Origin of the sequence: Thalassobacillus hwangdonensis (genome assembly GCF_042675915.1) — a bacterium.
GTDB classification, from domain to species: Bacteria; Bacillota; Bacilli; order Bacillales; family Halobacillaceae; genus Thalassobacillus_A; species Thalassobacillus_A hwangdonensis.
On record NZ_JBHTKL010000001.1, the window covers coordinates 541,719 to 563,801 of the forward strand.

The window sequence follows — 22,083 nt, forward strand, 5'->3', positions numbered from 1 at the left end:
CGAAGTGCTGAATGAACCAGTGGATCATGTCCATGGGGTCGGTGGAAAACTGAAAGAAACATTGAATGAACTTGGGATACTGACAATAGAAGATTTATTGTTTTATTTTCCATTTCGATATGATAGCTATGAAGTCAAGCCGGTTACAGAGCTGATGCACGATGAAAAAGCGACGATTGAAGGGAAGGTTGTCGGTGAACCTTCCCTTGCTTTTTATGGGAAAAGGAAGTCAAAGCTAACCATCACTTTGCAGGTGGAACAATTTGCAATCAAGGCAGTTATGTTCAATCGCGCATTCGCTAAGAAGCAGATTCAAGCGGGGGATTTGATCACCGTTACAGGAAAATGGGATCAACGTCGCCTGCAGATTACCGTCTCCAACTACAAAAAGGGAAGTGCAGATGATCAGGAACCGATTCAGCCGGTCTACTCACTGAAAGAAAACATGACGATGACTAAAATGCGGAAGACGATCAAATCAGCGTTGGATGAGTACGGTGCCCACGTGCCTGAGATACTGCCGGAGAAGATGCGATCGGCTTATAAACTGCCAACACGTCATGAAGCTTTACGGCAAATGCATTACCCTGAAAGCAGAGTGTTGCTGAAACATGCCAGACGCAGATTTACATACGAGGAGTTCCTGCTTTTCCAATTGAAAATGCAGCTGCTTCGAAAATTGAAGAAGGAAGCCACAGAAGGCAATGCACAGAACTATGACAACGAACGACTTACCGGATTTGTGGATTCCTTTCCTTTCACTTTGACGAATGCTCAGAAGAAAAGCCTTGCTGAAATATTGAAGGATATGAAATCGCCATATCGTATGAATCGTCTCCTTCAGGGAGATGTCGGTTCAGGGAAAACGGCAGTTGCGGCTATTTCCATCTTTGCATCCGTAACAGCGGGTAAACAGGCTGCTTTGATGGTACCGACTGAAATCCTTGCTGAACAACATTATGAATCATTGCAGGAGTTGTTCGGGGACCGCTTGAATACTGCGTTGCTTACAGGCTCAATCAAGGGTAAAAAAAGAAAAGAAATCCTTGAGGCTGTGGAAGAAGGAACGATCGATGTGCTTATCGGAACCCATGCGCTCATACAGGATGAAGTCATTTTCAACGATCTTGGCTTAGTCATTGTTGATGAGCAACATCGTTTCGGTGTAAATCAAAGAAGGACGCTCCGACAAAAAGGGCTGCACCCTGATGTGCTGTTCATGACAGCAACTCCTATTCCACGGACACTTGCCATCACTGCTTTTGGTGATATGGATGTATCCGTCATCAATGAAATGCCGGCAGGAAGAAAACCTGTCGAGACACATTGGGCGAAAGCGGATATGATGGATAGGGTTCTAGGCTTTATCCAAAAGGAAATTGATGCGGGACATCAGGCATATGTCATCTGTCCGCTCATTGAAGAATCAGATAAGCTCGATATACAAAATGCAGTGGATCTCTACCATCAGCTGCAGACCTATTATGAACCGGCTGCGAAAGTCGGCCTGATGCATGGACGGTTACACTCAGATGAAAAAGAACAAGTGATGAAAGAATTTGCTGCTAATGAGATTCAGATTTTAGTCTCTACTACCGTGGTTGAAGTGGGTGTGAATGTTCCCAATGCTACAGTCATGGTCATTTATGATGCAGAGCGCTTCGGATTAAGCCAATTACATCAGCTTAGAGGCCGTGTCGGAAGAAGTGATAAGCAAAGTTACTGCATTCTGCTTGCTGATCCAAAAGGAGAGATTGGCAAGGAACGGATGCGGATCATGACGGAGACGACCGATGGATTTGAACTGTCTGAACAGGATTTGAAGCTGCGCGGACCAGGTGACTTTTTCGGTAAGAAACAGAGTGGAATGCCTGAGTTCAAAGTCGGCGATATGGTCCATGATTACCGTGCGCTGGAAACAGCTCGTCAGGATGCAGCGGACGCTCTGGAAAGTGGGCAATTCGAACAGGATGCTGAGTGGAAAGAAATAAGGGATACACTTTACAATGATGCTGGAATTCGGGAGGAGTTATTGGACTAAGCTCCTTCCGGTTTCGATAACTTGTTGAATTTCCAGAAAACATTCCATTTAATGAATATTCTGACATATTGTAAATTTATCAAAAAATTGATAGAATTGTTAAACATTTAAAATCAAATCCAGCAGAGAAGGAGATTACATCGATGAAGCTGTTTTTATCCGTCGACATGGAAGGCATCACAGGTTTGCCTGATGATACCTATGTCGACTCTAGTAAACTTAATTATGATCGTGCCAGAAGAATCATGACCGGCGAGACGAACTATGTCATCGAAGCTGCCTATGAGTCTGGTTGCGAAGAGGTCCTAGTGAATGATAGTCATTCAAAGATGAATAATATTATGATTGAAGAACTCCACCCGGAAGCGCAGTTGATCACTGGTGATGTAAAGCCATTATCGATGGTACAGAGTCTGGATGAGAGTTATGCAGGTGCGATGTTCATCGGCTACCACGCAAGAGCTGGACAGCGTGGCGTCATGTCCCATTCAATGATTTTCGGTGTGCGGAATTTTTACATAAACGATGTTGCTGTCGGGGAGCTTGGATTCAATGCTTATGTAGCAGGTCACTTCGGTGTGCCGGTACTGATGGTTGCTGGCGATGATTGTGCTGCCAGGGAAGCGGAAGCACTGATTCCCGGGATTACTACTGCTGTCGTGAAAGAAACGATTTCCCGTTCAGCTGTTAAAAGTCTGACACCTAAAAAAGCAGGCGAAGTCCTGCAGCAAAAAGTGAAAGAAGCCTTGGCGAATAAAGATAATCTCAAACCATTGACTCCACCAGAAAACCCTGTATTGAAAATCGAATTCACCAATTATGGGGAAGCAGAATGGGCGAGCCTTATGCCGGGAGTAGAAATCTTACCAGGTACGACCACGGTTCGTTATGAAGCAGAAAATATCATAGAGGCGTATCAGGCGATGCTTGTCATGACTGAGCTTGCGATGCGTACCTCCTTCAGTTAGGAGGGGTTTGAATGATTCGATACATACTTAAACGGTTTATGATAATGATTGTAACGGTCCTTGTGATCGCTACACTTACATTTTTTCTGATGCATTCGATACCTGGTTCGCCATTCAATGAAGAACGGGGTACCAATGAAACGGTTCAGGCTAACTTGGAGGCGCATTTTCATTTGGATGAGCCTTTGTTCATCCAATACTTGATTTATTTGAAATCGATTGCAACGTTGGATTTCGGTCCATCCATCAAACAGCCTACCGAAACAGTCAATGACTTACTTGGCAGGGGATTCCCGATTTCCTTCGAACTTGGTATGGCAACCATCCTGCTTGCTTTGGTTTCTGGTGTTGTTTTAGGAGTCATAGCAGCATTGAGGCATAATGGCTTTATCGACTATATGGCGATGGCCTTTGCTGTTATCGGCATTTCCATACCGAACTTTGTCCTTGCGACCTTATTGATTCAGAAGCTTGCAGTAGACTGGGGCATCTTTCCGACGGCTACCTGGTCAAGTCCTGCTCATATGGTCCTGCCGACTTTAGCGCTTGCAACAGGACCGATGGCAATCATTGCACGTCTTACGAGATCAAGCATGCTTGAGGTTTTGACGCAGGATTACATAAAGACAGCTAAAGCTAAAGGGCTGAAGCCTGCGAAGATCATCATCAAGCACGCATTGAAAAATGCAATGATGCCTGTCATTACCATTCTAGGTACATTGCTGGCTGGTATTTTGACTGGAACTTTCGTTATCGAAAAGATTTTCGCTATTCCGGGCATGGGTAAGTATTTTGTTGAAGGTATCAATCAACGTGATTACCCGGTCATCATGGGAACGACAGTGTTCTACAGTTTCTTCCTTGTATTCATGTTGTTCCTCGTAGATATTGCCTATGGAATCATTGATCCACGTATAAAACTGCATAAGAAGGAGGGGGAATGATTCGATGAATCACATGACAGATAAACAAAACGCTAACCATTCTCCGTCCACAACAAAAGTACCGGATGATTGGTTCAACCCACTCGATGAAGATCGGGGAGGGGCAGAGACGGTCGTCCGACCATCACTCTCCTATTGGGCAGATGCCTGGAGAAGGCTAGTAAAAAACAAGCTGGCGATGGGCGGCCTGCTATTCCTTATCTTTTTAGGACTCATGGCAATCTTCGGTCCGATCATTTCCCCATACACGGTGGACGGACAAAACTTGCCAAAGCAGAATCTTCCACCATCTCTTGAGCATTGGTTCGGCACCGATCAGCTTGGAAGAGACGTGTTCACTCGTACATGGTACGGGGCGAGAATATCTCTATTCGTAGGATTGATGGCAGCTTTGATCGACTTTTTCATTGGGGTCATCTATGGAGGAATTGCCGGTTACAAGGGCGGTCGCACCGACAGTATGATGATGCGTGTCATTGAAATCCTGTATGGTCTTCCATATTTGCTTGTTGTCATCCTGCTGTTGGTCGTAATGGGACCAAGCCTGACGACAATCATCATCGCTCTGACCGTCACCGGATGGGTCGGGATGGCCAGGATCGTCAGAGGACAGGTGCTGCAGATCAAAAACTATGAATTCGTACTGGCATCAAAGTCGTTCGGTACGAAAACGAGTAGAATCATCAGGAAGAACCTTCTGCCAAACACGATGGGGCCGATCATTGTCCAGATGACATTGACCGTGCCAACTGCAATTTTCGCGGAAGCGTTCTTGAGCTTTTTAGGACTTGGAATCCAGGTTCCTTATGCCAGTTGGGGTGTAATGGCAAGTAATGCACTCGGAGTAATTTTGTCCGGCGATTGGTGGAGATTGTTCTTCCCTGCATTTTTCATTTCTGCAACGATGTTTGCATTTAACGTACTAGGGGACGGGCTCCAAGATGCATTGGATCCGAAATTGAGGAGGTGATCACCATGGAAAAAATACTCGAAGTCAACAACCTTCATGTTTCATTTGTAACTTACGGAGGAGAAGTCAAAGCTGTCCGAGGCGTAAACTTCGACCTTCACAAAGGAGAAACCCTTGCTATCGTGGGGGAATCCGGATGCGGAAAAAGTGTAACTGCAAACAGTATCATGAAGCTTATTCCTGAACCGCCCGGAAAGATTACAGATGGAACAATTCATTTCAAAGGGAAAGAGCTTACCAAGCTTCCAAATAAAGAGATGCGGAAGATTCGAGGTGCGGATATATCAATGATCTTCCAGGATCCGATGACAGCACTGAACCCGACGCTTACTGTGGGTGATCAGCTTACAGAAGGTTTGATGACGCATCGATCGATCTCTTCGAAAGAAGCGAAAAAGGAAGCAATTGAAATGCTTGAATTAGTAGGAATTCCTAATCCGGACGAACGCCTGAAGCAATACCCGCACCAATTCAGTGGGGGAATGCGGCAGCGTATCGTCATTGCAATGGCTCTGATCTGTGATCCAGAACTTCTGATTGCAGATGAACCTACTACCGCCCTGGATGTCACCATTCAGGCACAGATTCTGGATCTGTTTGACAGAATCCAGAAAAAAACCGGGGTATCGATCATTCTTATCACACATGATCTCGGTGTCGTTGCAAAAATCGCAGATCGTATCGCAGTCATGTATGCTGGTAAGATCATTGAGGTTGGAACGAAGCGTGAAATTTTCTACAATACGCAGCATCCATATACACAAGGGCTGCTGAATTCTGTTCCGAAACTGAATCAAAAAGGTGAAAAGCTAGTACCGATCGACGGTACCCCACCTGATCTGTTTTCTCCTCCTGTGGGCTGTCCATTTACAGCGCGCTGTCCGAAAGCGATGGAGGTTTGTGAAAAAGTTTATCCGTTCAAATCAGCTCTAAGTACCACACATGAAGTGGACTGCTGGCTTCAGGATGAACGTGCCAAAGAATTGTCGGCCTCTCATGCGGCCACAAGATAAATACATATCAGAAGGGAGAACAAACGCATGAAAAAATGGCTAACGATGTTCATAGCCGCAATGATGGTGCTTGTACTTGCAGCTTGTACGACAAGTGAAAGTTCAGGCGATGATGAGAACAAAGAGGATAAAGGTTCAGACGAAAGTGCTGAAAAGGTGCTACAACTGAATAACGGGATGGAGCCAACGTCATTGAATCCTCCAATCGGATTTGATGCAGCTTCATGGAACATCCTGAACAACTTGATGGAAGGGATGACACGTCTAGGGAAAGACCATGAACCACAAGAAGCTTCAGCTGAAAAGTGGGACATCTCCGAAGATAAAAAGACTTATACCTTCCATATCCGTGAGGACGCTAAATGGTCCAATGGCGACGACTTAACAGCAGGCGATTTCGAATATGCCTGGAAACGTCTATTGGATCCTGAGACTGCTTCACCGGCTGCTTTCCTTGGATATTTCATTGAAGGTGGAGAAGCTTACAACAATGGTGAAGGCTCTGAAGAAGATGTCATGGTCACAGCTAAAGATGAAAAAACATTGGAAGTTACTTTGACAGCTCCGACGAACTACTTCCTGAATGTCATCTCGAACCCGGCATTCTTCCCTGTCAATGAAAGTGTAGCAACTGAAAACCCTGAGTGGTTTGCAGAAGCGGATTCCTTCGTCGGAAACGGTCCTTTCCAACTTGCTGAATGGAAGCATGACAGCTCCCTTGTAATGGAAAAAAGTGAAAATTACTGGGATGCAGATACTGTAAAGCTTGATAAAGTTGAGTGGGCAATGGTCAATGATACGAATACGGAATACCAGATGTTTGAAGCTGGGGACCTTGATACATCAGGCATCCCTGCAGATAACGCTGAGGAACTCCTTGAAAGTGATAAGGCGATCATCGAAGATCAGGCTGGAACATATTTCTACCGATTCAACGTAACAGAAGAGCCTTTCCAGAACGCCAAGATCCGTAAAGCGTTCGCGATGGCTGTCAATCAGCAGGATATCGTCCAATATGTAACGAAAAACAAAGAAGAACCAGCTTATGGTTTCGTTTCTTACGGTTTTAAAGACCCATCCGGAAACGATTTCCGTGAGCAGAATGGCAATCTTATCGAGCATAACCCTGAAGAAGCGAAAAAGCTGCTTGAAGAGGGGATGAAAGAAGAAGGTTATGATGAACTTCCACCTATTACATTGACATTCAATACGAGTGATGCGCATGCTTCCATAGCTGCAACCTTGCAAAGTATGTTCAAAGAAGCGCTCGGTGTTGAAGTCAAGCTTGCCAATACAGAGTGGAACGTTTTCCTTCAAGATCAGAAAGATTTGAAACACCAGCTGTCCAGAAGTTCATTCCTTGCAGACTATGCAGATCCGATCAACTTCCTGGAAAGCTTCACAACAGATTCATCCATGAACCGTACTGGTTGGTCCAATTCAAAGTATGATGAATTGATCAGCAATGCAAAAGCAGAAACGGATGAAGCGAAGCGCTGGGAGTACATGTATGAAGCAGAGAAGGTATTGTTCGAGGACATGCCGATCTTCCCTGTACATTTCTATAATCAGGCAGTATTGCAACAGGAAGGTGTAACAGGAATGGTACGCCATCCAGTCGGATACCTTGAATTGAAATGGGCAGACAAGCAATAAGACTGACTTAGGGGGTGACTGTGATGGAGAGGTTCAGAGCTGAGCCTCCCATCAAGTCATCCTTTTCTATTGAAGAATTGAAGAACCAGTCTGGAGAGGTGGAAAACAGTATGATTCATGCGGAACGATTATTTAAAGGGGATACAATAGGTGTCGTTGCACCAGCAAGCCCTCCTAACCTGAAAAAGCTGGAAAAAGCAATTCCGTTCATGGAATCTATGGGGCTGAAAGTCAAAGTCGGCAACCATGTCTCGAAAGTGAATGGATACTTGGCTGGTACCGATGCGGAGAGGTTGGAAGACTTCCATCAAATGTTCCATGACCCTTCCATCAAGGCGATTTTCTGTGCAGGAGGCGGATATGGAACTGCGAGAATAACAGACTCGATCGATATGGAACTTATGAAAAAGAATCCGAAAATTTTCTGGGGATACAGTGACATTACTTATTTACATACGGCTATAAGGCAGCAGACTGGTCTAGTAACGTTCCATGGACCAATGCTCAGCTCTGATATTGGGCAGGATGATTTCGATGACCGTTCAAAAGAACTGTTCCATCAACTTTTTGAACCGAAAACGTTAAGGTATGACTCGCGATTTTCAGAAACAGAAACGATTGTTGCTGGTGAAGCTGAGGGTCCACTTACTGGCGGGAATCTTTCGTTAATCGTAAGCGGAATCGGAACAGCTTATGAAATCGATGTACAAGACAAGATTCTATTTATTGAAGATATTGATGAGGCGCCATATCGTGTCGATTCGATGCTTAACCAGTTGAAACTATCTGGTAAACTGGAAGAAGCTGCTGGAATAGTAGTCGGTGACTTCAAAAATGCAGAACCAACTAATGGACGACCTTCCTTATCATTAGATGAAGTATTGGATTTCTATTTTTCCGGGTTGGATATTCCGGTAGTCAAAGGGTTCAAAATCGGCCATTGTCAACCGCATTTCGCTGTGCCTCTAGGGGCGAAGGCGACCCTTTCAAGCGACAAGGGGTTACAGATAGAGCCTGGAGTACGATAAGCAAAAAAGATAAAAGGATGAGAAACTATGAAAATCGTATCGATTGATACTTATTATGGTGCTGTACCATTACATACACCATTCAAAACAGCACTTAGAACGGTTACCGTGGCTGAAACCGTCATCGTGAAGGTGACTTGCGACAACGGGATCATCGGTTGGGGAGAAGCCCCTCCAACGCACGTAATCACTGGAGACAGTCTGGCAAGTATAGAATCGGCCATCACCAACGTATTCAAGCCTTTATTGACTGGTGAGTCAATTACAGAAAGGGACCGGCTGTTCGCGCTCATCAATAAAGCGATCGTAGGTAATACAAGTGCGAAAGCTGCAATAGACATGGCACTTCACGATTGTGCTGCCCAGCAGGCCGGCCTTCCTCTACACGTCTTTCTTGGAGGATATCGGGACGAAATTGAAACAGACTATACCGTCAGTGTAAATACTCCGGAAGAAATGGCAGCGGATGCCAAAGCGTATATCAACAATGGTTTCAACGTATTGAAAGTGAAAGTAGGTAAAGATCAGATTTCCACTGACATTGAACGGATCAAGGCAATCCGTGAAAAAGTCGGTGATTCCTGTCTGATCCGCCTTGATGCCAATCAGGGGTGGCGTCCGAAAGAGGCAGTTTCAGCCATCCGTAAAATGGAAGACCTCGGACTGGATATTGAATTAGTTGAACAACCTGTCCTTGCCCATGACCTTAAAGGGTTGAAATATGTAACCGAAAATGTCGACACACCGATCATGGCTGATGAAAGCGTGTTTTCCATCTATGATGCACGAGAAGTGCTGGAGACGGCAAGTGCCGACCTAATCAACATAAAGCTTATGAAAGCTGGAGGTATTCATCAGGCAATGAAGATTGCCAATCTTGCTGAAAGTTTTGGTGTAGAATGTATGGTAGGGAGCATGATCGAAACGAAGCTTGGCATCACTGCTGCCGCTCATTTTGCAGCAAGCCAGAAAAATGTGACCCGGTATGATTTTGACGCGCCGCTGATGCTTGCAGATGATATTGTAAGTGGAGGTATTATTTATAATGAAAGGAAGATTACATTCAATTCCGGAAGCGGACTTGGTGTTAAGGAAATAGACGGTAATTATTTGCATGATACAAAGTCGATCTATGCAGTTGAAAAATAATTGGAGGGTGATCGGATGGAATCGAACGAAAGAGCGAACAAAGGGATGTACATTGTCAATGTGCCAGTTGCAACGGTTTGGACATCACCTGCATCACCAAGAGAAATCGATCAGCCTGGATTGTCGAACCCTGCAGCTATTAAAGAGTGGTACGAACAACTAGGTTATGAACTCCGATTGGAACTGTGCGATTCCAATCTAGTGCAGTCACAACTTCTCTATGGGGAAGAAGTGGTGGTTACGGATACACAAGGGGAGTGGGCGCATGTCATCATTCCAAGCCAGCCTTCCAAGAAAGATGAGCGTGGCTATCCGGGCTGGGTACCTAAGGTTCAACTCCAGCCGATCGATAAGGAGTTTTGGAGCAGCGGCAAGTCAGCTGTCGTTTCAAGCAAGAAGGCATGGCTGCGAGACGAAAAAGGAGAAAAGATGCTCGAATTGAGTTATTTGACCGAACTTCCTGTACAGGGTACGGAGGATACATCAGTAAAAGTGCTTACCCCTCATGGAGTGGCATTCCTTTCAGAGGAAGATGTCTATGTATATCCCCTGTCCAAGGGCAAGGTTCAGGAGGATGGAATGACCATCATCCAGATTGGTGAGGCTTTCCTTGAGCTACCTTATTTCTGGGGAGGCATGAGTGCTTACGGGTATGATTGTTCCGGTTTCAGTTACAACATGCACAAAGCAGCAGGGTACACGATCCCGCGCGATGCTGACGACCAGGCGAATAGTGGAGAAAATGTTCCATTGGATAAACTTGAGCCTGGTGATTTGTTGTTTTTTGCTTACGAAGAAGGAAAAGGGAAGATCCATCATGTCGGCATTTATTATGGGAACGGCCGAATGATTCACTCACCAAGTACTGGGAAACAGATCGAAATCATCAAGCTTGCAGGTACATTTTATGAGAAAGAGTTGTGCGTCGCAAGGCGTTATTGGATCGAGACGGAGGGACCAGCATGAGCCAGGAAACCATACTTCAAGTGAACAACCTCAAGAAACATTTTGACCTTGGCAAAGGCCGGATATTGAAGGCTGTAGACGGTGTTACGTTTGATGTCAAACGTGGAGAGACATTCGGACTTGTTGGAGAGTCAGGGTGTGGGAAATCGACTTCAGGCCGTACGATCATGGGATTGTATGATCGTACGGAGGGGGAAGTCCTTTTCGAAGGGAAGGATATTCATAAACTTTCTGAGAAGGAGAAATTCTCCTTCTACCGTAACATGCAGATGATTTTCCAGGATCCATACGCTTCTTTGAATCCGAGGTCTACCGTAGCAGAAATCATCTCTGAACCGATGATTGTCCACGGATTATTCAAAACGAAGAAAGAACGGATGGAGCGAGTGTATGACCTTCTGGAAGAGGTTGGACTGAACCGCGATCATGCTACAAGATATCCGCACGAATTCAGTGGTGGTCAACGTCAGAGGATTGGTATTGCAAGAGCACTGGCGCTAAATCCTGACTTCATCATTGCAGATGAACCTATATCTGCACTTGATGTGTCTGTTCAGGCACAGGTCGTCAATCTTTTGGAAAAACTGCAGGAAGAAAAGGGACTGACTTACTTATTCATCGCTCATGACCTTTCCATGGTGCAGCATATTTCTGATCGGATCGGTGTAATGTATCTCGGTCATTTAGTTGAATTGACGACGAGTGACCGTCTGTATGATAATCCGAAGCATCCTTACACACAGGCATTGCTATCCGCAATCCCGATTCCTGATCCGGATATCGAGGAACAAAGAGAGCGGACAATCCTTGAGGGAGAACTCCCAAGCCCGATCGATCCTCCTAGTGGTTGTGTGTTCCGGACACGCTGCCCGATGGCGATGGAAGCATGTGCGACGACCAAGCCGGTGTGGCAGGAAATCGAGAAGGATCATCATGTAGCATGTCATTTGTTCAATGAAGACATTGATAAGCCGCATGATGTTAGGGAAAAGCTGCAGCAATCATAAGCTGGCTTTTCTGAAACTAGATTGATAGTAAATCCAGGATATCCGAACAATCAACTGTCGATTGTTCGGATATTTCATTCTTCAGCAAATGAAGGAGCTTGTAAACTTGTCAGTGGTGACTGGGACGCATATTCTTGTGTATATGATCAACCGTTGCTTTATGATAAATCGTCATCTTCATCCTTGCATAAATGGTTCTGGTATTATATATTACTATTAGTACCTAGTCATAATACATAAATGAATGTCTCCTACCTTTAATCTAGAGACGTTGTTCCTTTCATTGACTAGAGTAATTGGACGGTGGAAAGTAATGAAGCGAAATAAAGTGACAAGACAGATAGAGTTGAAGGAAACAATCAAATCCATGCCGTTCATTACGGATGAAGAGCTTGCTAAGAAGTTCGGTGTAAGTATTCAAACCATCCGCCTCGATCGTATGGAATTATCCATACCTGAACTGAGGGAACGGATCAAATCCGTTGCGACCCATGAATGGAATGAAACAGTCAAGGCTTTGCCGATTGAAGAGGTGATCGGAGAAGTCGTCGACCTTGAACTGGACGAGCGCGCCATATCGATTTTGGATATCCGCTCAGAACATGTGTTTTCGCGAAATGATATTGCCAGGGGCCATCATTTGTTTGCGCAAGCGAACTCTTTGGCTGTAGCAGTCATCAATGATGAACTGGCATTGACGGCGAAGTCGGAAATCTACTTTACACGCCAAGTGAAAAAAGGCGAGCGCGTAGTTGCTAAAGCGAAAGTCGCCGGTACCGATCAAAAGGGGAGAACCCTGGTGGAAGTACAGAGTTATGTAGAAAATGAACAAGTATTTGCTGGAACGTTCTATATGTTCCGTTCAAACGAACAGAAGGAGCTGCAACAGTCATGAGAATTGCCATAGATGCTATGGGAGGGGACCATGCACCCGATGAAATCGTATTAGGTGCAGTGGATGCCGCAAAAGAAAACAAACAATTGAACCTGGTGTTGTTCGGGGATGAAAACAGGATCAGACCTTTGATCGACGAGGTTCCGAATATCGAAGTCGTCCATACGGATGAAGTCATTACAAGTGACGATGAACCGGTCCGTGCTGTTAAAAGGAAAAAGAATGCCTCAATGGTATTGATGGCAAATGAAGTGAAGGAAGGTAAGGCAGACGCCTGTATCTCCGCTGGTAATACCGGTGCATTGATGAGTGCTGGATTGTTCGTCGTCGGTCGTATCAAAGGAATCGATCGACCTGCATTGAGCCCGACGCTTCCAACAGTTGACGGAAAAGGTTTCTTACTGATGGATGTCGGGGCAAATGTTGAAGCAAAACCGCAGCACCTGATCCAATATGGCATCATGGGTGCCATTTACGCAGAAAAAGTCAGAGGCATTGAAAACCCCCGCATCGGCCTGTTGAACGTAGGGACAGAAGATGGAAAAGGGAATGAGTTGACGAAGAAGGCGTTTGAAGGATTGAAAGAAGCCCCAATCAATTTTGTAGGCAACGTAGAAGCACGCGATCTGCTTGAAGGTGTAGCGGATGTTGTGGTTACTGACGGTTTTACAGGGAATGTAGCACTGAAAACCGTTGAAGGGACAGCGCTCACGATGTTTTCGATGATCAAAGAAACGTTCATGTCCAACTTCAAGACAAAGCTTGCTGCAGGAATGGTAAAGAATGATCTGAGAAAACTGAAGAATAAATTGGATTATTCCGAGTATGGGGGAGCTGGATTGTTCGGGCTTGCTGCTCCAGTGATCAAAGCTCATGGTTCTTCGAATCGAAGAGCATTCTATAATGCGATCAAACAGGCTTCCCATATGGTGGAAAAAGATGTTTGCGCAAAAATCACAGAAACGGTCAAAGAATGGAATGAATCGAAGGAGGAATCGTGATGAAACGAGTTGCATTCGTTTTCCCTGGTCAAGGTTCCCAGGAAGTAGGGATGGGGAAAGCTTTTTATGATTCATATGATGAAGTGAAACAATTGCTTGATCAGGCGGACACTGCACTTGGAACATCAATCACATCATTGATGTTCGACGGTCCCCAGGATGAATTGACGAAGACAGAGAATGCGCAGCCTGCCTTATTGTTGACGAGCGCTGCTGTTCTGCAACTTCTGGAAAAAGAAGGCGTGAAGCCGGTAATGACTGCTGGTCACAGCCTCGGTGAATACTCTGCCCTTGTAGCAGCAGGAGCTTTAGAGCCGTTGGAGGCTGCCCGATTGGTGCAGCGCAGAGGACAGCTGATGGAACATGCTTACCCGACAGGAAAGGGTGCCATGGCTGCTGTACTAGGATTGGAACAAGCGGATATCCAGCATGTGCTTGATCAATTGGACGAACAGGAAGCTGTTGATCTCGCTAATATCAATTGCCCGGGTCAGATTGTCATTTCCGGAACGAAGGCGGGAGTAGAAATTGCTTCAGAAAAGCTGAAGGAAGCCGGGGCGAAGCGTGTACTGCCACTCAACGTAAGTGGACCGTTCCATTCTAGACTGATGAAGCCTGCGAGTGAGGAGTTTTCGGCTGCGTTGAAGGAAACGGATGTCAACGATGCTGACGTTCCAGTATATGCGAATGTCACTGCTGAACCGGTGCAAGCTGCAGCGGAGATTGAACAATTATTGGTAGAACAGCTTTATTCTCCGGTAAGATTCCAGCAAATCCTCGAGCAGTTTGTCGAAGCGGACATCGATGCGATTGTTGAAGTCGGTCATGGAAAAGTATTGACCGGTTTAGTGAAAAAAGTGAAGCGACGAATGACAACGTTCAATATCCAGGATCCAGAATCCCTGGAGAAATTCATGACATGGTATAAGGAGGAATCATGATGATGCTGGAAGACAAAGTAGCACTGGTCACGGGAGCATCTCGTGGAATTGGCCGTGCAATCGCACTGGAGCTTGCTTCCAAAGGAGCTTCTGTCGCAGTGAACTATGCTGGAAGTGAAGCGAAAGCACAGGCGGTCGTTGAGGAAATTGAAGCAATGGGTGGAAAGGCGATGAAAATCCAGGCTGATATTTCGAAAGAATCTGATGTGAAAGATATGGTGAAAACAACCATTGAAGCATTCGGCAAGCTTGACATTCTGGTCAATAATGCAGGAATTACGAGAGACAACCTGCTTATGCGAATGAAAGAATCGGAGTTTGACGAAGTCATCAACACCAACCTTAAAGGTGTCTTCCTCTGTACTAAGGCTGTCACTCGTCAAATGATGAAACAGAAGAGTGGGAGAATCATCAATATTGCGTCTGTCGTCGGTGTGAGTGGAAATCCGGGTCAGGCGAACTATGTTGCCGCGAAAGCTGGTGTGATTGGATTGACGAAAAGCAGTGCGAAAGAGCTCGCAACAAGGAACATCCTTGTCAATGCAGTTGCACCAGGGTTCATCACTACCGATATGACAGATCAATTGACAGACGAGCAAAAAGAAAGCATGCTCAGTATGATTCCGTTGAACCGTCTCGGTGAGGGTGAGGATATAGCCAGAGTAGTACGTTTCCTTGCCACAGAGGATGCTGCTTATATGACTGGTCAGACACTTCACGTAGACGGCGGAATGGTTATGTAATCCAATCTGGTTTTTTATAATGAATTACCCTATAATTACTGAAGGGAGGTGAAGTCTTATGGCAGAAACTTTTGATCGAGTGAAAAAAATCGTTGTCGACCGTTTAGATGTAGACGAATCCAAGGTGACAATGGAGGCTTCCTTCAAGGATGATCTTGAAGCGGACTCATTGGATGTTGTTGAGCTTGTAATGGAGCTTGAAGATGAGTTTGATATGGAGATCGCTGATGAAGAAGCAGAAAAAATCAATACAGTTGGTGACGCTGTTAATTACATAAACAGCAGCCAATAATAATCGGGCAAGCAGGATATCTTCGTAGGTCTTTTCTTCGAACCAGTTAATGGTGGAGGATAGGATCTTCATGCAGATATCCTCTTGCTTTACCAAACTTTTTACTGAAAGGGATAAGGTGGAATATGGAGGATTTTTCAACCTTTCAACAACAAACAGGGGTGACCTTCAATAATGTAAACCTGTTGAAGCAGGCATTCACCCATTCATCCTATGTGAATGAGCATCGAAAAACGGATAGAACTGACAATGAGCGGCTTGAATTTTTAGGAGATGCGGTATTGGAGTTAGGGGTTTCCCAATTCTTATACAGGCAATATCCGAAAATGAGCGAAGGAGAGCTGACAAAGCTCCGGGCAGCTGTGGTGTGTGAGATTTCCTTAGTCAGCTTTGCGGAAACTCTGAACTTCAGTGAACACATCCTGTTAGGAAAAGGGGAAGAAATGACCGGTGGAAGGAACCGGCCTGCGCTTCTGGCGGATGTATTCGAAGCGTTCATTGGAGCTCTTTATCTTGACCAAGGTTTTGACAGAGTTCTGAGGTTCCTGGAGAATCACGTCTATCCAAAAATTGAAACAGGTGCTTTTTCGCATGCGATGGATTACAAAAGCCAATTGCAGGAAGTAGTCCAGCGGGATCGTAACCGTGTGATCGAGTATGAAATCATAGAAGAACGCGGCCCTGCCCACAGCAGGGAATTCGTTGCACATGTAAGGGTCCAAGGCGAAACGGTAGGCATCGGCATCGGGCGGACAAAGAAAGAATCCGAACAACGTGCCGCAGAAAAAGCCTTGGAAAAAATCAAATAAGCTGTATGACCCCACAACAAGTGGAAAAGGTTACAGCTGAACCAAGAAAGACCCGATCCAATTCAATGATGAATGGTTCGGGTCTTTCTTGGTTTGCGTTATTATTCGCATTTACTGCTTACGGTAATTACCAAGCTCTTGTACGAATGCCTGGATTTCACTGACGCTCAATTGACCTTTCATGACGATCATATCGTGGAGTGATTTGATATCTTCATATTTTTCGAGATCATAGTCTTCCGGATCCATGATCGATCGGTTGACGACCTGAAGACGCTCTGCCATATCATCAATGATAATTTTCAGATTTTCCTGTGTTGGTTGATTCAAACTCAAAATCAATTCCTCCTCCTGGGTAGTATCAGCGATGCTTCTTCTATCACCTTCTGTTATATGATAAAATAAAAAAGTTGAATTGCAAAATACATATCAACAAGTTAGAAAAAGTAGGAGGATGAAGATGTTCCTCAAACGTCTCGATACAGTAGGATTCAAATCATTCGCCGAGCGGGTTACCGTGGATTTTGTTCCAGGAGTGACATCTGTAGTTGGCCCGAACGGCAGTGGGAAAAGTAATATCACGGATGCGATACGATGGGTGCTTGGTGAACAGTCAGCAAAGTCGCTGAGAGGTTCGAAGATGCAGGATATCATCTTTGCTGGAAGTGACAGCAGAAATGCCCTGAATATGGCAGAAGTGACATTGACATTGGATAATGAGGACAATGCCCTCCCGTTGGATTACCAGGAAGTCAGCGTCACCAGAAGGGTGTACCGCTCTGGTGAGAGTGAATTTTATATCAATAAGCAGGCGTGCCGTTTGAAAGATATCGTCGACCTCTTTATGGACTCCGGCCTTGGCCGTGAGGCTTTTTCGATTATCAGCCAAGGAAAAGTCGAAGAAATTCTGAGTTCCAAAGCAGAGGAAAGGCGATCAATCTTTGAAGAAGCGGCAGGCGTTCTGAAATATAAACAACGTAAGAAAAAAGCGGAATATAAATTGGCTGAGACTCAGGAGAACTTGAACCGAGTCGAAGATATCATCTATGAAATAGAAGGGCAGCTCGAGCCTTTGAAAGAGCAGGCAGCGATAGCCCAGGATTATCTTGAGAAAAAAGATGAACTGAAGCAAGTGGAAATCTCGCTGCTCATCACTCAGATCGAATCGTTGAATGAACAATGGCAACAGCTGTTAGCTGATCTTGATTCAATGAAAAGAGAAGAAATCCAGCTGAAAACAGCCATTCAGAAGAAGGAAGCAATCGTCGTCGAAGAACGAAGTCATATCGCTGATCTGGACGAATCGATTGAAGGATTGCAGGAGACGATGCTCGTTCTGACGAAGAACCTTGAAAACCTTGAAGGCAAAAAGGAATTGATGAAAGAACGGCATAAACATGTGGAAGAGAATAAGTCCAAGCTTGAAAGTGATTTTGAACAGTTGACCACGAAGCTTGCAGAGACTAAGAAACTGTATGCTGAACAGCAATCGCTCATGCAGGAATGGAAACAAAAACGGAAAAGTACCAAAGCGGAGCACGAAGAAGTTGAAGGTTTACTTTCCCATGGTGAGCAGGATATCGAGGACGAAATCGAAGAATTGAAAAGTGATTATATCGAATTCTTGAACGAACAAGCTGCAAAACGCAACGAGCGCCAATCGTTGTTGAAACAACTGGATCAACTTGGCTCAAAAAGTGATGCACAGCAGGATAAGTTCAAGGACATCCGCGGGGAAAGGCAGCAGTTGATTGAGAAAAGAGATGCAGCAACCAAGCAGACAGGTGAACTTCAAAAAGAGAGAGCAGAGAAGGAAGAGCAGCATAAGCAGCTTGACGTCCGCTTGAGGAAGGAAAAATACGAACATCAGGACTTGCAGACAAAGTTGTATCAAGGGTATCAGCACTTGGAAAAGATGAAATCGAAGAAAGAGATGCTTGAGGAGATGAAAGAAGATTTCTCAGGATTCTTCCATGGGGTGAAGGCGGTACTTAAAGCACGGGAGAACAACCGTCTCCACGACATTGAAGGAGCAGTCCTCGAGATGATCGACATCCCGAAAGAAACGATTACTGCTATTGAAACAGCGTTGGGAGCACAAGCCCAGCATGTCATCGTAACAGATGAAAAAGCTGCCCGGAATGCGATCCAGTGGTTGAAGCAGAGCAATAATGGCCGTGCGACATTCCTGCCCCTGGCCACCATCCAGCCACGGTTCATCCCGGCTGAAGCGAAAGCTAAAGTTGCCCAGGCAGAAGGTTTTGTCGGCGTAGCATCTGAACTTGTGGGCTATGATGATCGTGTGAAGAAGGCGATCGAGCACCTTCTCGGCCATATCATCGTTGCAGAGGACTTGAAAGCTGCGAATGAAATTGCCCGTCTGACGGGACGACGCTTTCGAGTTGTCACGATGGAAGGTGACGTCGTCAATCCAGGAGGCTCCATGTCGGGAGGAGCGAAGAAGCAGACGAACCAATCATTGTTTACAAGAGAAAAAGACTTACAGGAGCTCACTGAAAAGCTTGATTCTTTCCAGAAGAAAACGACCGATGTAGAAACCAAGGTTGCCGCTTTGAAGGCTAGTATCCAACAGCTGGAAGCTCAGACTGAAAAATCAAGGGATGAGCTGGAAACACTGAGGGAGACCGAACAGGAGAAGCGCGCGAAGCTTCGTGAATGGGAAGTGAAATTGGAAAACCTGAACGACCACCTGCACTTGTTCGATCAGGATCAGGAACAGTATGAGCAAGAAGGGCAACGAATGAAGGCGCGCCTTTCAGAGCTGGAAGAAGAACTTGAAACGTTGGATGGCACACTGCGATCCACTCAAGTACGCATAGACGAATGGACTGAAAAGTTGAACAAACAACAGGAAAATGAAGATACGCTTAAAGAAAAGCGCCATCAGCTCCAAATCGCATTGGCGGAACAGCAGTCATTCATTAAGAATCAACAGGACAAGATGGACCAGCTGGAGCAATCACGGTTGGAATTGGACCAGGAAATTGCATCCAACCGTGAACAGTATGAACAATTGCTCGATGTCGTTAATATGAAGCAGACCGAAGAAGAACTTACACATGATATCGAAGACAAAAAGAGCAGAAAGCAGAAGACGATGAAACTGATCCAAGAGCGGAGAGAAGAACGCTCCAAACGGTCACTTGTAGTGGAGGACCATGAAAAAGAGCTGAAAGAAGGGCATCGCAAACATCAGAACTACGTCCATGATATCCAGGACAAAGAAGTTAAAGCGAACCGGATGGATGTAGAGCTTGAAAACCTGTTGGATTACCTACAGAAAGAATATTTTATGTCATTCGAGAAAGCGAAAGCAGAATATCCTCCAACGGAAGAATTGGAAGAAGCAAAAACGAAAGTCAAGCTGATCAAACGTGCCATCGATGAGCTCGGCACAGTGAACCTTGGTGCAATCGAAGAGTATGATCGTATCCAGGAACGCTACCAGTTCCTTAAAGACCAGCAGGAAGACCTGAATGAAGCGAAGGATACGCTCTATACAGTCATTTCCGAAATGGATGGTGAAATGGAGCGGCGTTTCGACGATACATTCAGTCAGATCAGGGAGAAATTCGTCGTTGTCTTCCAGGAGCTTTTCGGTGGAGGAAGAGCGGACTTGAGATTGACGAATCCGGATGATTTGCTTGAAACTGGTGTGGATATCGTTGCTCAGCCGCCAGGAAAGAAACTTCAGAATCTCGGTCTGCTGTCCGGCGGGGAACGTGCACTGACTGCAATTGCATTGCTGTTCGCTATCCTGCAGGTCCGTCCGGTGCCTTTCTGTGTGCTGGATGAAGTGGAGGCTGCACTTGATGAAGCCAATGTGGACCGGTTTGCGAAATACTTGAAGATTTTCAGTAAAGAAACACAATTCATCGTCATCACCCATAGGAAAGGTACAATGGAGCAGTCCGACGTGCTTTACGGGGTCACCATGCAGGAATCAGGAGTATCTAAGCTGGTATCTGTCCGAATGGAGGAGACGAAAGAATTAGTGGAAGCATAGAAAGGATGAAACGATGAGCTTTTTTAAGAAATTAAAAGAAAAATTCAACTTGAAAGAAGAAGACGAACAAAAAGAAGAACAAGCATCTTCAGAAAAATCGACAGGTGAAGAGGCTGCAGATGAAGAAGTGGCCGATGATCAGGTGCAGGATGACGCCGCTCCTGTTGACCCTTTAGCAGATGCAACTGCAGAAAGCCAAGATGATCAGGAAGCTCATGAAGAGATAGAGCGCGCGGAAGAAGCGGAGCAGGACGAAGAAGTATCGATCGCTGCAAAGTTCAAGCAGGGGCTGAAGAAGACGAGAGACTCTTTCTCCGGTAAACTTAATGATCTTGTGGCACGTTACCGAACAGTCGATGAAGACTTTTTCGAAGATTTGGAAGAAGTGCTCATTTCAGCAGACGTCGGTGTGACGACTGTCATGGACATGATCGATGAGCTGAAAATGGAAGTGAAGCGCCGGAATATCAAAGATACTCGAGAAGTGAAGGAAGTCATTTCCGAGAAGCTTGTCGACATTTATTATGGCGATGATGATGAAGGGGAAGTTGAAGGGTTGAACATCAACCATGATGGCCTTTCCGTCGTTTTATTCGTCGGCGTCAATGGAGTCGGAAAGACGACGACTATCGGTAAGCTCGCACATAAATTGAAATCCGAAGGTAAGAACGTCATGCTTGCTGCAGGGGATACGTTCCGTGCTGGTGCAATCGAACAGCTGGAAGTATGGGGAGACCGAGTCGGTGTGAATGTCGTCAAGCACAGTGCAGGCGCCGATCCTGCTGCTGTCATCTTCGATGCAATTTCTGCTGCAAAATCGAGAGATGCAGATGTACTTCTATGTGATACGGCAGGAAGGCTGCAGAATAAGGTCAACCTTATGAATGAGCTGTCCAAAGTGAAACGTGTCATCGAACGGGAAATTCCCGGAGCACCTCATGAAGTCCTGCTCGTTCTTGATGCAACGACAGGACAAAATGCGATGAGCCAGGCGAAGACGTTCTCTGAAGCGACAGACGTTTCCGGTATTGTTCTAAGTAAGCTGGATGGAACCGCAAAAGGCGGGATCGTACTCGCAATCCGCAATGAACTGGAGATTCCGGTCAAGCTGGTCGGTCTTGGAGAGAAAATTACAGACCTCCAGGAATTTGATGCACACGCATTCGTCTATGGTCTGTTTGCCGACACGATCGATGAGTACGAGGACGAAGAAATCGTCGACTAGACCTTGACTGTTCGGCTGTTTTTCGATAGTATTACACTAATGTAAAGTAATTTCACTTAACAAGGGGCGCTTGACGTGCTAGAGAAGACGACAAGAATCAATTATTTGTTTGATTTCTACCAGACTTTACTGACCCCTAAGCAACGGAGCTATATGGAGCTCTATTATCTGGAGGACTACTCCCTGGGGGAAATTTCTGAATCGTTCGATGTGTCGCGGCAAGCAGTCTATGATAATATCAAACGTACAGAAGCGATGCTTGAAGAGTATGAAAAGAAACTCAATCTGTATGAACGTTTCCAGCAGCGTCAGGAACTGATCTCACGGCTCCAGGATGAAGCATCATCTTTGGAGCTTTCAGGCAGGTTCACGGAATTGCTGGACAAACTAAAAGAATTGGATTAGGAG

Annotated in this window: 20 protein-coding genes; 19 read left to right on the plus strand and 1 reads right to left on the minus strand. The window is 45.4% G+C overall.

Translation table 11 applies throughout. From position 1 onward, the window contains the following. Positions 1–4: 4 nt before the first annotated feature. The 16 genes from recG (at position 5) to rnc (ending at position 16,423) form a co-directional block, all read left to right on the plus strand. Positions 5–2,041, plus strand: a complete 2,037-nt coding sequence (gene recG, locus ACFQ2J_RS02885; protein ID WP_386056405.1) for an ATP-dependent DNA helicase RecG — start codon at positions 5–7, stop codon at positions 2,039–2,041. A gap of 143 nt (positions 2,042–2,184) precedes the next feature. Continuing rightward, on the plus strand, positions 2,185–3,009 hold the full coding sequence (locus ACFQ2J_RS02890; protein ID WP_386056407.1) for a M55 family metallopeptidase: 825 nt from the start codon (positions 2,185–2,187) through the stop codon (positions 3,007–3,009). Between the two features lie 11 nt (positions 3,010–3,020). Further along, the gene (locus tag ACFQ2J_RS02895) at positions 3,021–3,953 is read left to right on the plus strand and encodes an ABC transporter permease (protein WP_386056409.1); all 933 of its coding nucleotides are present in this window, start codon (positions 3,021–3,023) and stop codon (positions 3,951–3,953) included. 13 nt (positions 3,954–3,966) lie between these two features. Beyond that, positions 3,967–4,923 (plus strand): ABC transporter permease, encoded by a 957-nt coding sequence (locus ACFQ2J_RS02900; protein WP_386058322.1) that lies wholly within the window; start codon positions 3,967–3,969, stop codon positions 4,921–4,923. Positions 4,924–4,928: 5 nt separating this feature from the next. Beyond that, positions 4,929–5,936 carry an ABC transporter ATP-binding protein gene (locus ACFQ2J_RS02905; protein ID WP_386056411.1) on the plus strand — a complete coding sequence of 336 codons (1,008 nt, stop codon included), beginning with the start codon at positions 4,929–4,931 and terminating at the stop codon, positions 5,934–5,936. A gap of 27 nt (positions 5,937–5,963) precedes the next feature. After that, complete coding sequence (locus ACFQ2J_RS02910; protein WP_386056413.1) at positions 5,964–7,592, plus strand: peptide ABC transporter substrate-binding protein; 1,629 nt, start codon at positions 5,964–5,966, stop codon at positions 7,590–7,592. Between the two features lie 110 nt (positions 7,593–7,702). Beyond that, positions 7,703–8,620, plus strand: coding sequence for a S66 peptidase family protein (locus tag ACFQ2J_RS02915; RefSeq protein WP_386058324.1), 918 nt, complete (start codon positions 7,703–7,705; stop codon positions 8,618–8,620). 27 nt (positions 8,621–8,647) lie between these two features. Continuing rightward, on the plus strand, positions 8,648–9,769 hold the full coding sequence (locus tag ACFQ2J_RS02920) for a mandelate racemase/muconate lactonizing enzyme family protein (RefSeq protein ID WP_386056415.1): 1,122 nt from the start codon (positions 8,648–8,650) through the stop codon (positions 9,767–9,769). A gap of 15 nt (positions 9,770–9,784) precedes the next feature. Beyond that, complete coding sequence (locus ACFQ2J_RS02925; RefSeq protein ID WP_386056417.1) at positions 9,785–10,735, plus strand: C40 family peptidase; 951 nt, start codon at positions 9,785–9,787, stop codon at positions 10,733–10,735. Further along, positions 10,732–11,742, plus strand: coding sequence for an ABC transporter ATP-binding protein (locus ACFQ2J_RS02930; RefSeq protein WP_386056419.1), 1,011 nt, complete (start codon positions 10,732–10,734; stop codon positions 11,740–11,742). The genes ACFQ2J_RS02925 and ACFQ2J_RS02930 overlap by 4 nt, the downstream gene beginning before the upstream one ends. Positions 11,743–12,055: 313 nt before the next feature. Beyond that, complete coding sequence (gene fapR / locus ACFQ2J_RS02935; protein WP_386056421.1) at positions 12,056–12,637, plus strand: transcription factor FapR; 582 nt, start codon at positions 12,056–12,058, stop codon at positions 12,635–12,637. Then, positions 12,634–13,638, plus strand: a complete 1,005-nt coding sequence (plsX, locus tag ACFQ2J_RS02940; protein ID WP_386056422.1) for a phosphate acyltransferase PlsX — start codon at positions 12,634–12,636, stop codon at positions 13,636–13,638. Before fapR ends, plsX begins: the two co-directional genes overlap by 4 nt. Then, positions 13,638–14,579, plus strand: a complete 942-nt coding sequence (fabD, locus tag ACFQ2J_RS02945; RefSeq protein ID WP_386056425.1) for an ACP S-malonyltransferase — start codon at positions 13,638–13,640, stop codon at positions 14,577–14,579. Before plsX ends, fabD begins: the two co-directional genes overlap by 1 nt. Positions 14,580–14,581: 2 nt before the next feature. Next, a complete protein-coding gene (gene fabG, locus ACFQ2J_RS02950; RefSeq protein ID WP_386058326.1) occupies positions 14,582–15,322 on the plus strand; it encodes a 3-oxoacyl-[acyl-carrier-protein] reductase in 741 nt (246 codons plus the stop codon). A gap of 58 nt (positions 15,323–15,380) precedes the next feature. Next, the gene (acpP, locus tag ACFQ2J_RS02955; RefSeq protein ID WP_386056427.1) at positions 15,381–15,614 is read left to right on the plus strand and encodes an acyl carrier protein; all 234 of its coding nucleotides are present in this window, start codon (positions 15,381–15,383) and stop codon (positions 15,612–15,614) included. A gap of 125 nt (positions 15,615–15,739) precedes the next feature. After that, positions 15,740–16,423 (plus strand): ribonuclease III, encoded by a 684-nt coding sequence (gene rnc / locus ACFQ2J_RS02960; RefSeq protein WP_386056429.1) that lies wholly within the window; start codon positions 15,740–15,742, stop codon positions 16,421–16,423. Between the two features lie 111 nt (positions 16,424–16,534). Here rnc and ACFQ2J_RS02965 read toward each other — a convergent pair whose 3' ends face one another. Then, positions 16,535–16,759 (minus strand): DUF1128 domain-containing protein, encoded by a 225-nt coding sequence (locus ACFQ2J_RS02965; protein ID WP_386056430.1) that lies wholly within the window; start codon positions 16,757–16,759, stop codon positions 16,535–16,537. 124 nt (positions 16,760–16,883) lie between these two features. On the opposite strand from ACFQ2J_RS02965, the gene smc reads away from it, so the two are divergent. The 3 genes from smc to ACFQ2J_RS02980 all read left to right on the plus strand — a co-directional run bounded on the left by smc (position 16,884) and on the right by ACFQ2J_RS02980 (position 22,080). Beyond that, positions 16,884–20,450 carry a chromosome segregation protein SMC gene (smc, locus tag ACFQ2J_RS02970; RefSeq protein ID WP_386056432.1) on the plus strand — a complete coding sequence of 1,189 codons (3,567 nt, stop codon included), beginning with the start codon at positions 16,884–16,886 and terminating at the stop codon, positions 20,448–20,450. 13 nt (positions 20,451–20,463) lie between these two features. After that, positions 20,464–21,675, plus strand: a complete 1,212-nt coding sequence (ftsY, locus tag ACFQ2J_RS02975) for a signal recognition particle-docking protein FtsY (RefSeq protein WP_386056434.1) — start codon at positions 20,464–20,466, stop codon at positions 21,673–21,675. A gap of 75 nt (positions 21,676–21,750) precedes the next feature. Further along, positions 21,751–22,080 (plus strand): putative DNA-binding protein, encoded by a 330-nt coding sequence (locus ACFQ2J_RS02980; protein ID WP_386056435.1) that lies wholly within the window; start codon positions 21,751–21,753, stop codon positions 22,078–22,080. Positions 22,081–22,083: the final 3 nt, after the last annotated feature.

What these genes read in the sequence shown, in the direction of transcription:
- ACFQ2J_RS02890 (WP_386056407.1), top strand. Translation starts at nt 2,185, where the DNA reads ATGAAGCTGTTTTTATCCGTCGACATGGAAGGCATCACAGGTTTGCCT.
- ACFQ2J_RS02895 (WP_386056409.1), top strand. Translation starts at nt 3,021, where the DNA reads ATGATTCGATACATACTTAAACGGTTTATGATAATGATTGTAACGGTC.
- ACFQ2J_RS02900 (WP_386058322.1), top strand. Translation starts at nt 3,967, where the DNA reads ATGACAGATAAACAAAACGCTAACCATTCTCCGTCCACAACAAAAGTA.
- ACFQ2J_RS02905 (WP_386056411.1), top strand. Translation starts at nt 4,929, where the DNA reads ATGGAAAAAATACTCGAAGTCAACAACCTTCATGTTTCATTTGTAACT.
- ACFQ2J_RS02910 (WP_386056413.1), top strand. Translation starts at nt 5,964, where the DNA reads ATGAAAAAATGGCTAACGATGTTCATAGCCGCAATGATGGTGCTTGTA.
- ACFQ2J_RS02915 (WP_386058324.1), top strand. Translation starts at nt 7,703, where the DNA reads ATGATTCATGCGGAACGATTATTTAAAGGGGATACAATAGGTGTCGTT.
- ACFQ2J_RS02920 (WP_386056415.1), top strand. Translation starts at nt 8,648, where the DNA reads ATGAAAATCGTATCGATTGATACTTATTATGGTGCTGTACCATTACAT.
- ACFQ2J_RS02925 (WP_386056417.1), top strand. Translation starts at nt 9,785, where the DNA reads ATGGAATCGAACGAAAGAGCGAACAAAGGGATGTACATTGTCAATGTG.
- ACFQ2J_RS02930 (WP_386056419.1), top strand. Translation starts at nt 10,732, where the DNA reads ATGAGCCAGGAAACCATACTTCAAGTGAACAACCTCAAGAAACATTTT.
- fapR (WP_386056421.1), top strand. Translation starts at nt 12,056, where the DNA reads ATGAAGCGAAATAAAGTGACAAGACAGATAGAGTTGAAGGAAACAATC.
- plsX (WP_386056422.1), top strand. Translation starts at nt 12,634, where the DNA reads ATGAGAATTGCCATAGATGCTATGGGAGGGGACCATGCACCCGATGAA.
- fabD (WP_386056425.1), top strand. Translation starts at nt 13,638, where the DNA reads ATGAAACGAGTTGCATTCGTTTTCCCTGGTCAAGGTTCCCAGGAAGTA.
- fabG (WP_386058326.1), top strand. Translation starts at nt 14,582, where the DNA reads ATGCTGGAAGACAAAGTAGCACTGGTCACGGGAGCATCTCGTGGAATT.
- acpP (WP_386056427.1), top strand. Translation starts at nt 15,381, where the DNA reads ATGGCAGAAACTTTTGATCGAGTGAAAAAAATCGTTGTCGACCGTTTA.
- rnc (WP_386056429.1), top strand. Translation starts at nt 15,740, where the DNA reads ATGGAGGATTTTTCAACCTTTCAACAACAAACAGGGGTGACCTTCAAT.
- smc (WP_386056432.1), top strand. Translation starts at nt 16,884, where the DNA reads ATGTTCCTCAAACGTCTCGATACAGTAGGATTCAAATCATTCGCCGAG.
- ftsY (WP_386056434.1), top strand. Translation starts at nt 20,464, where the DNA reads ATGAGCTTTTTTAAGAAATTAAAAGAAAAATTCAACTTGAAAGAAGAA.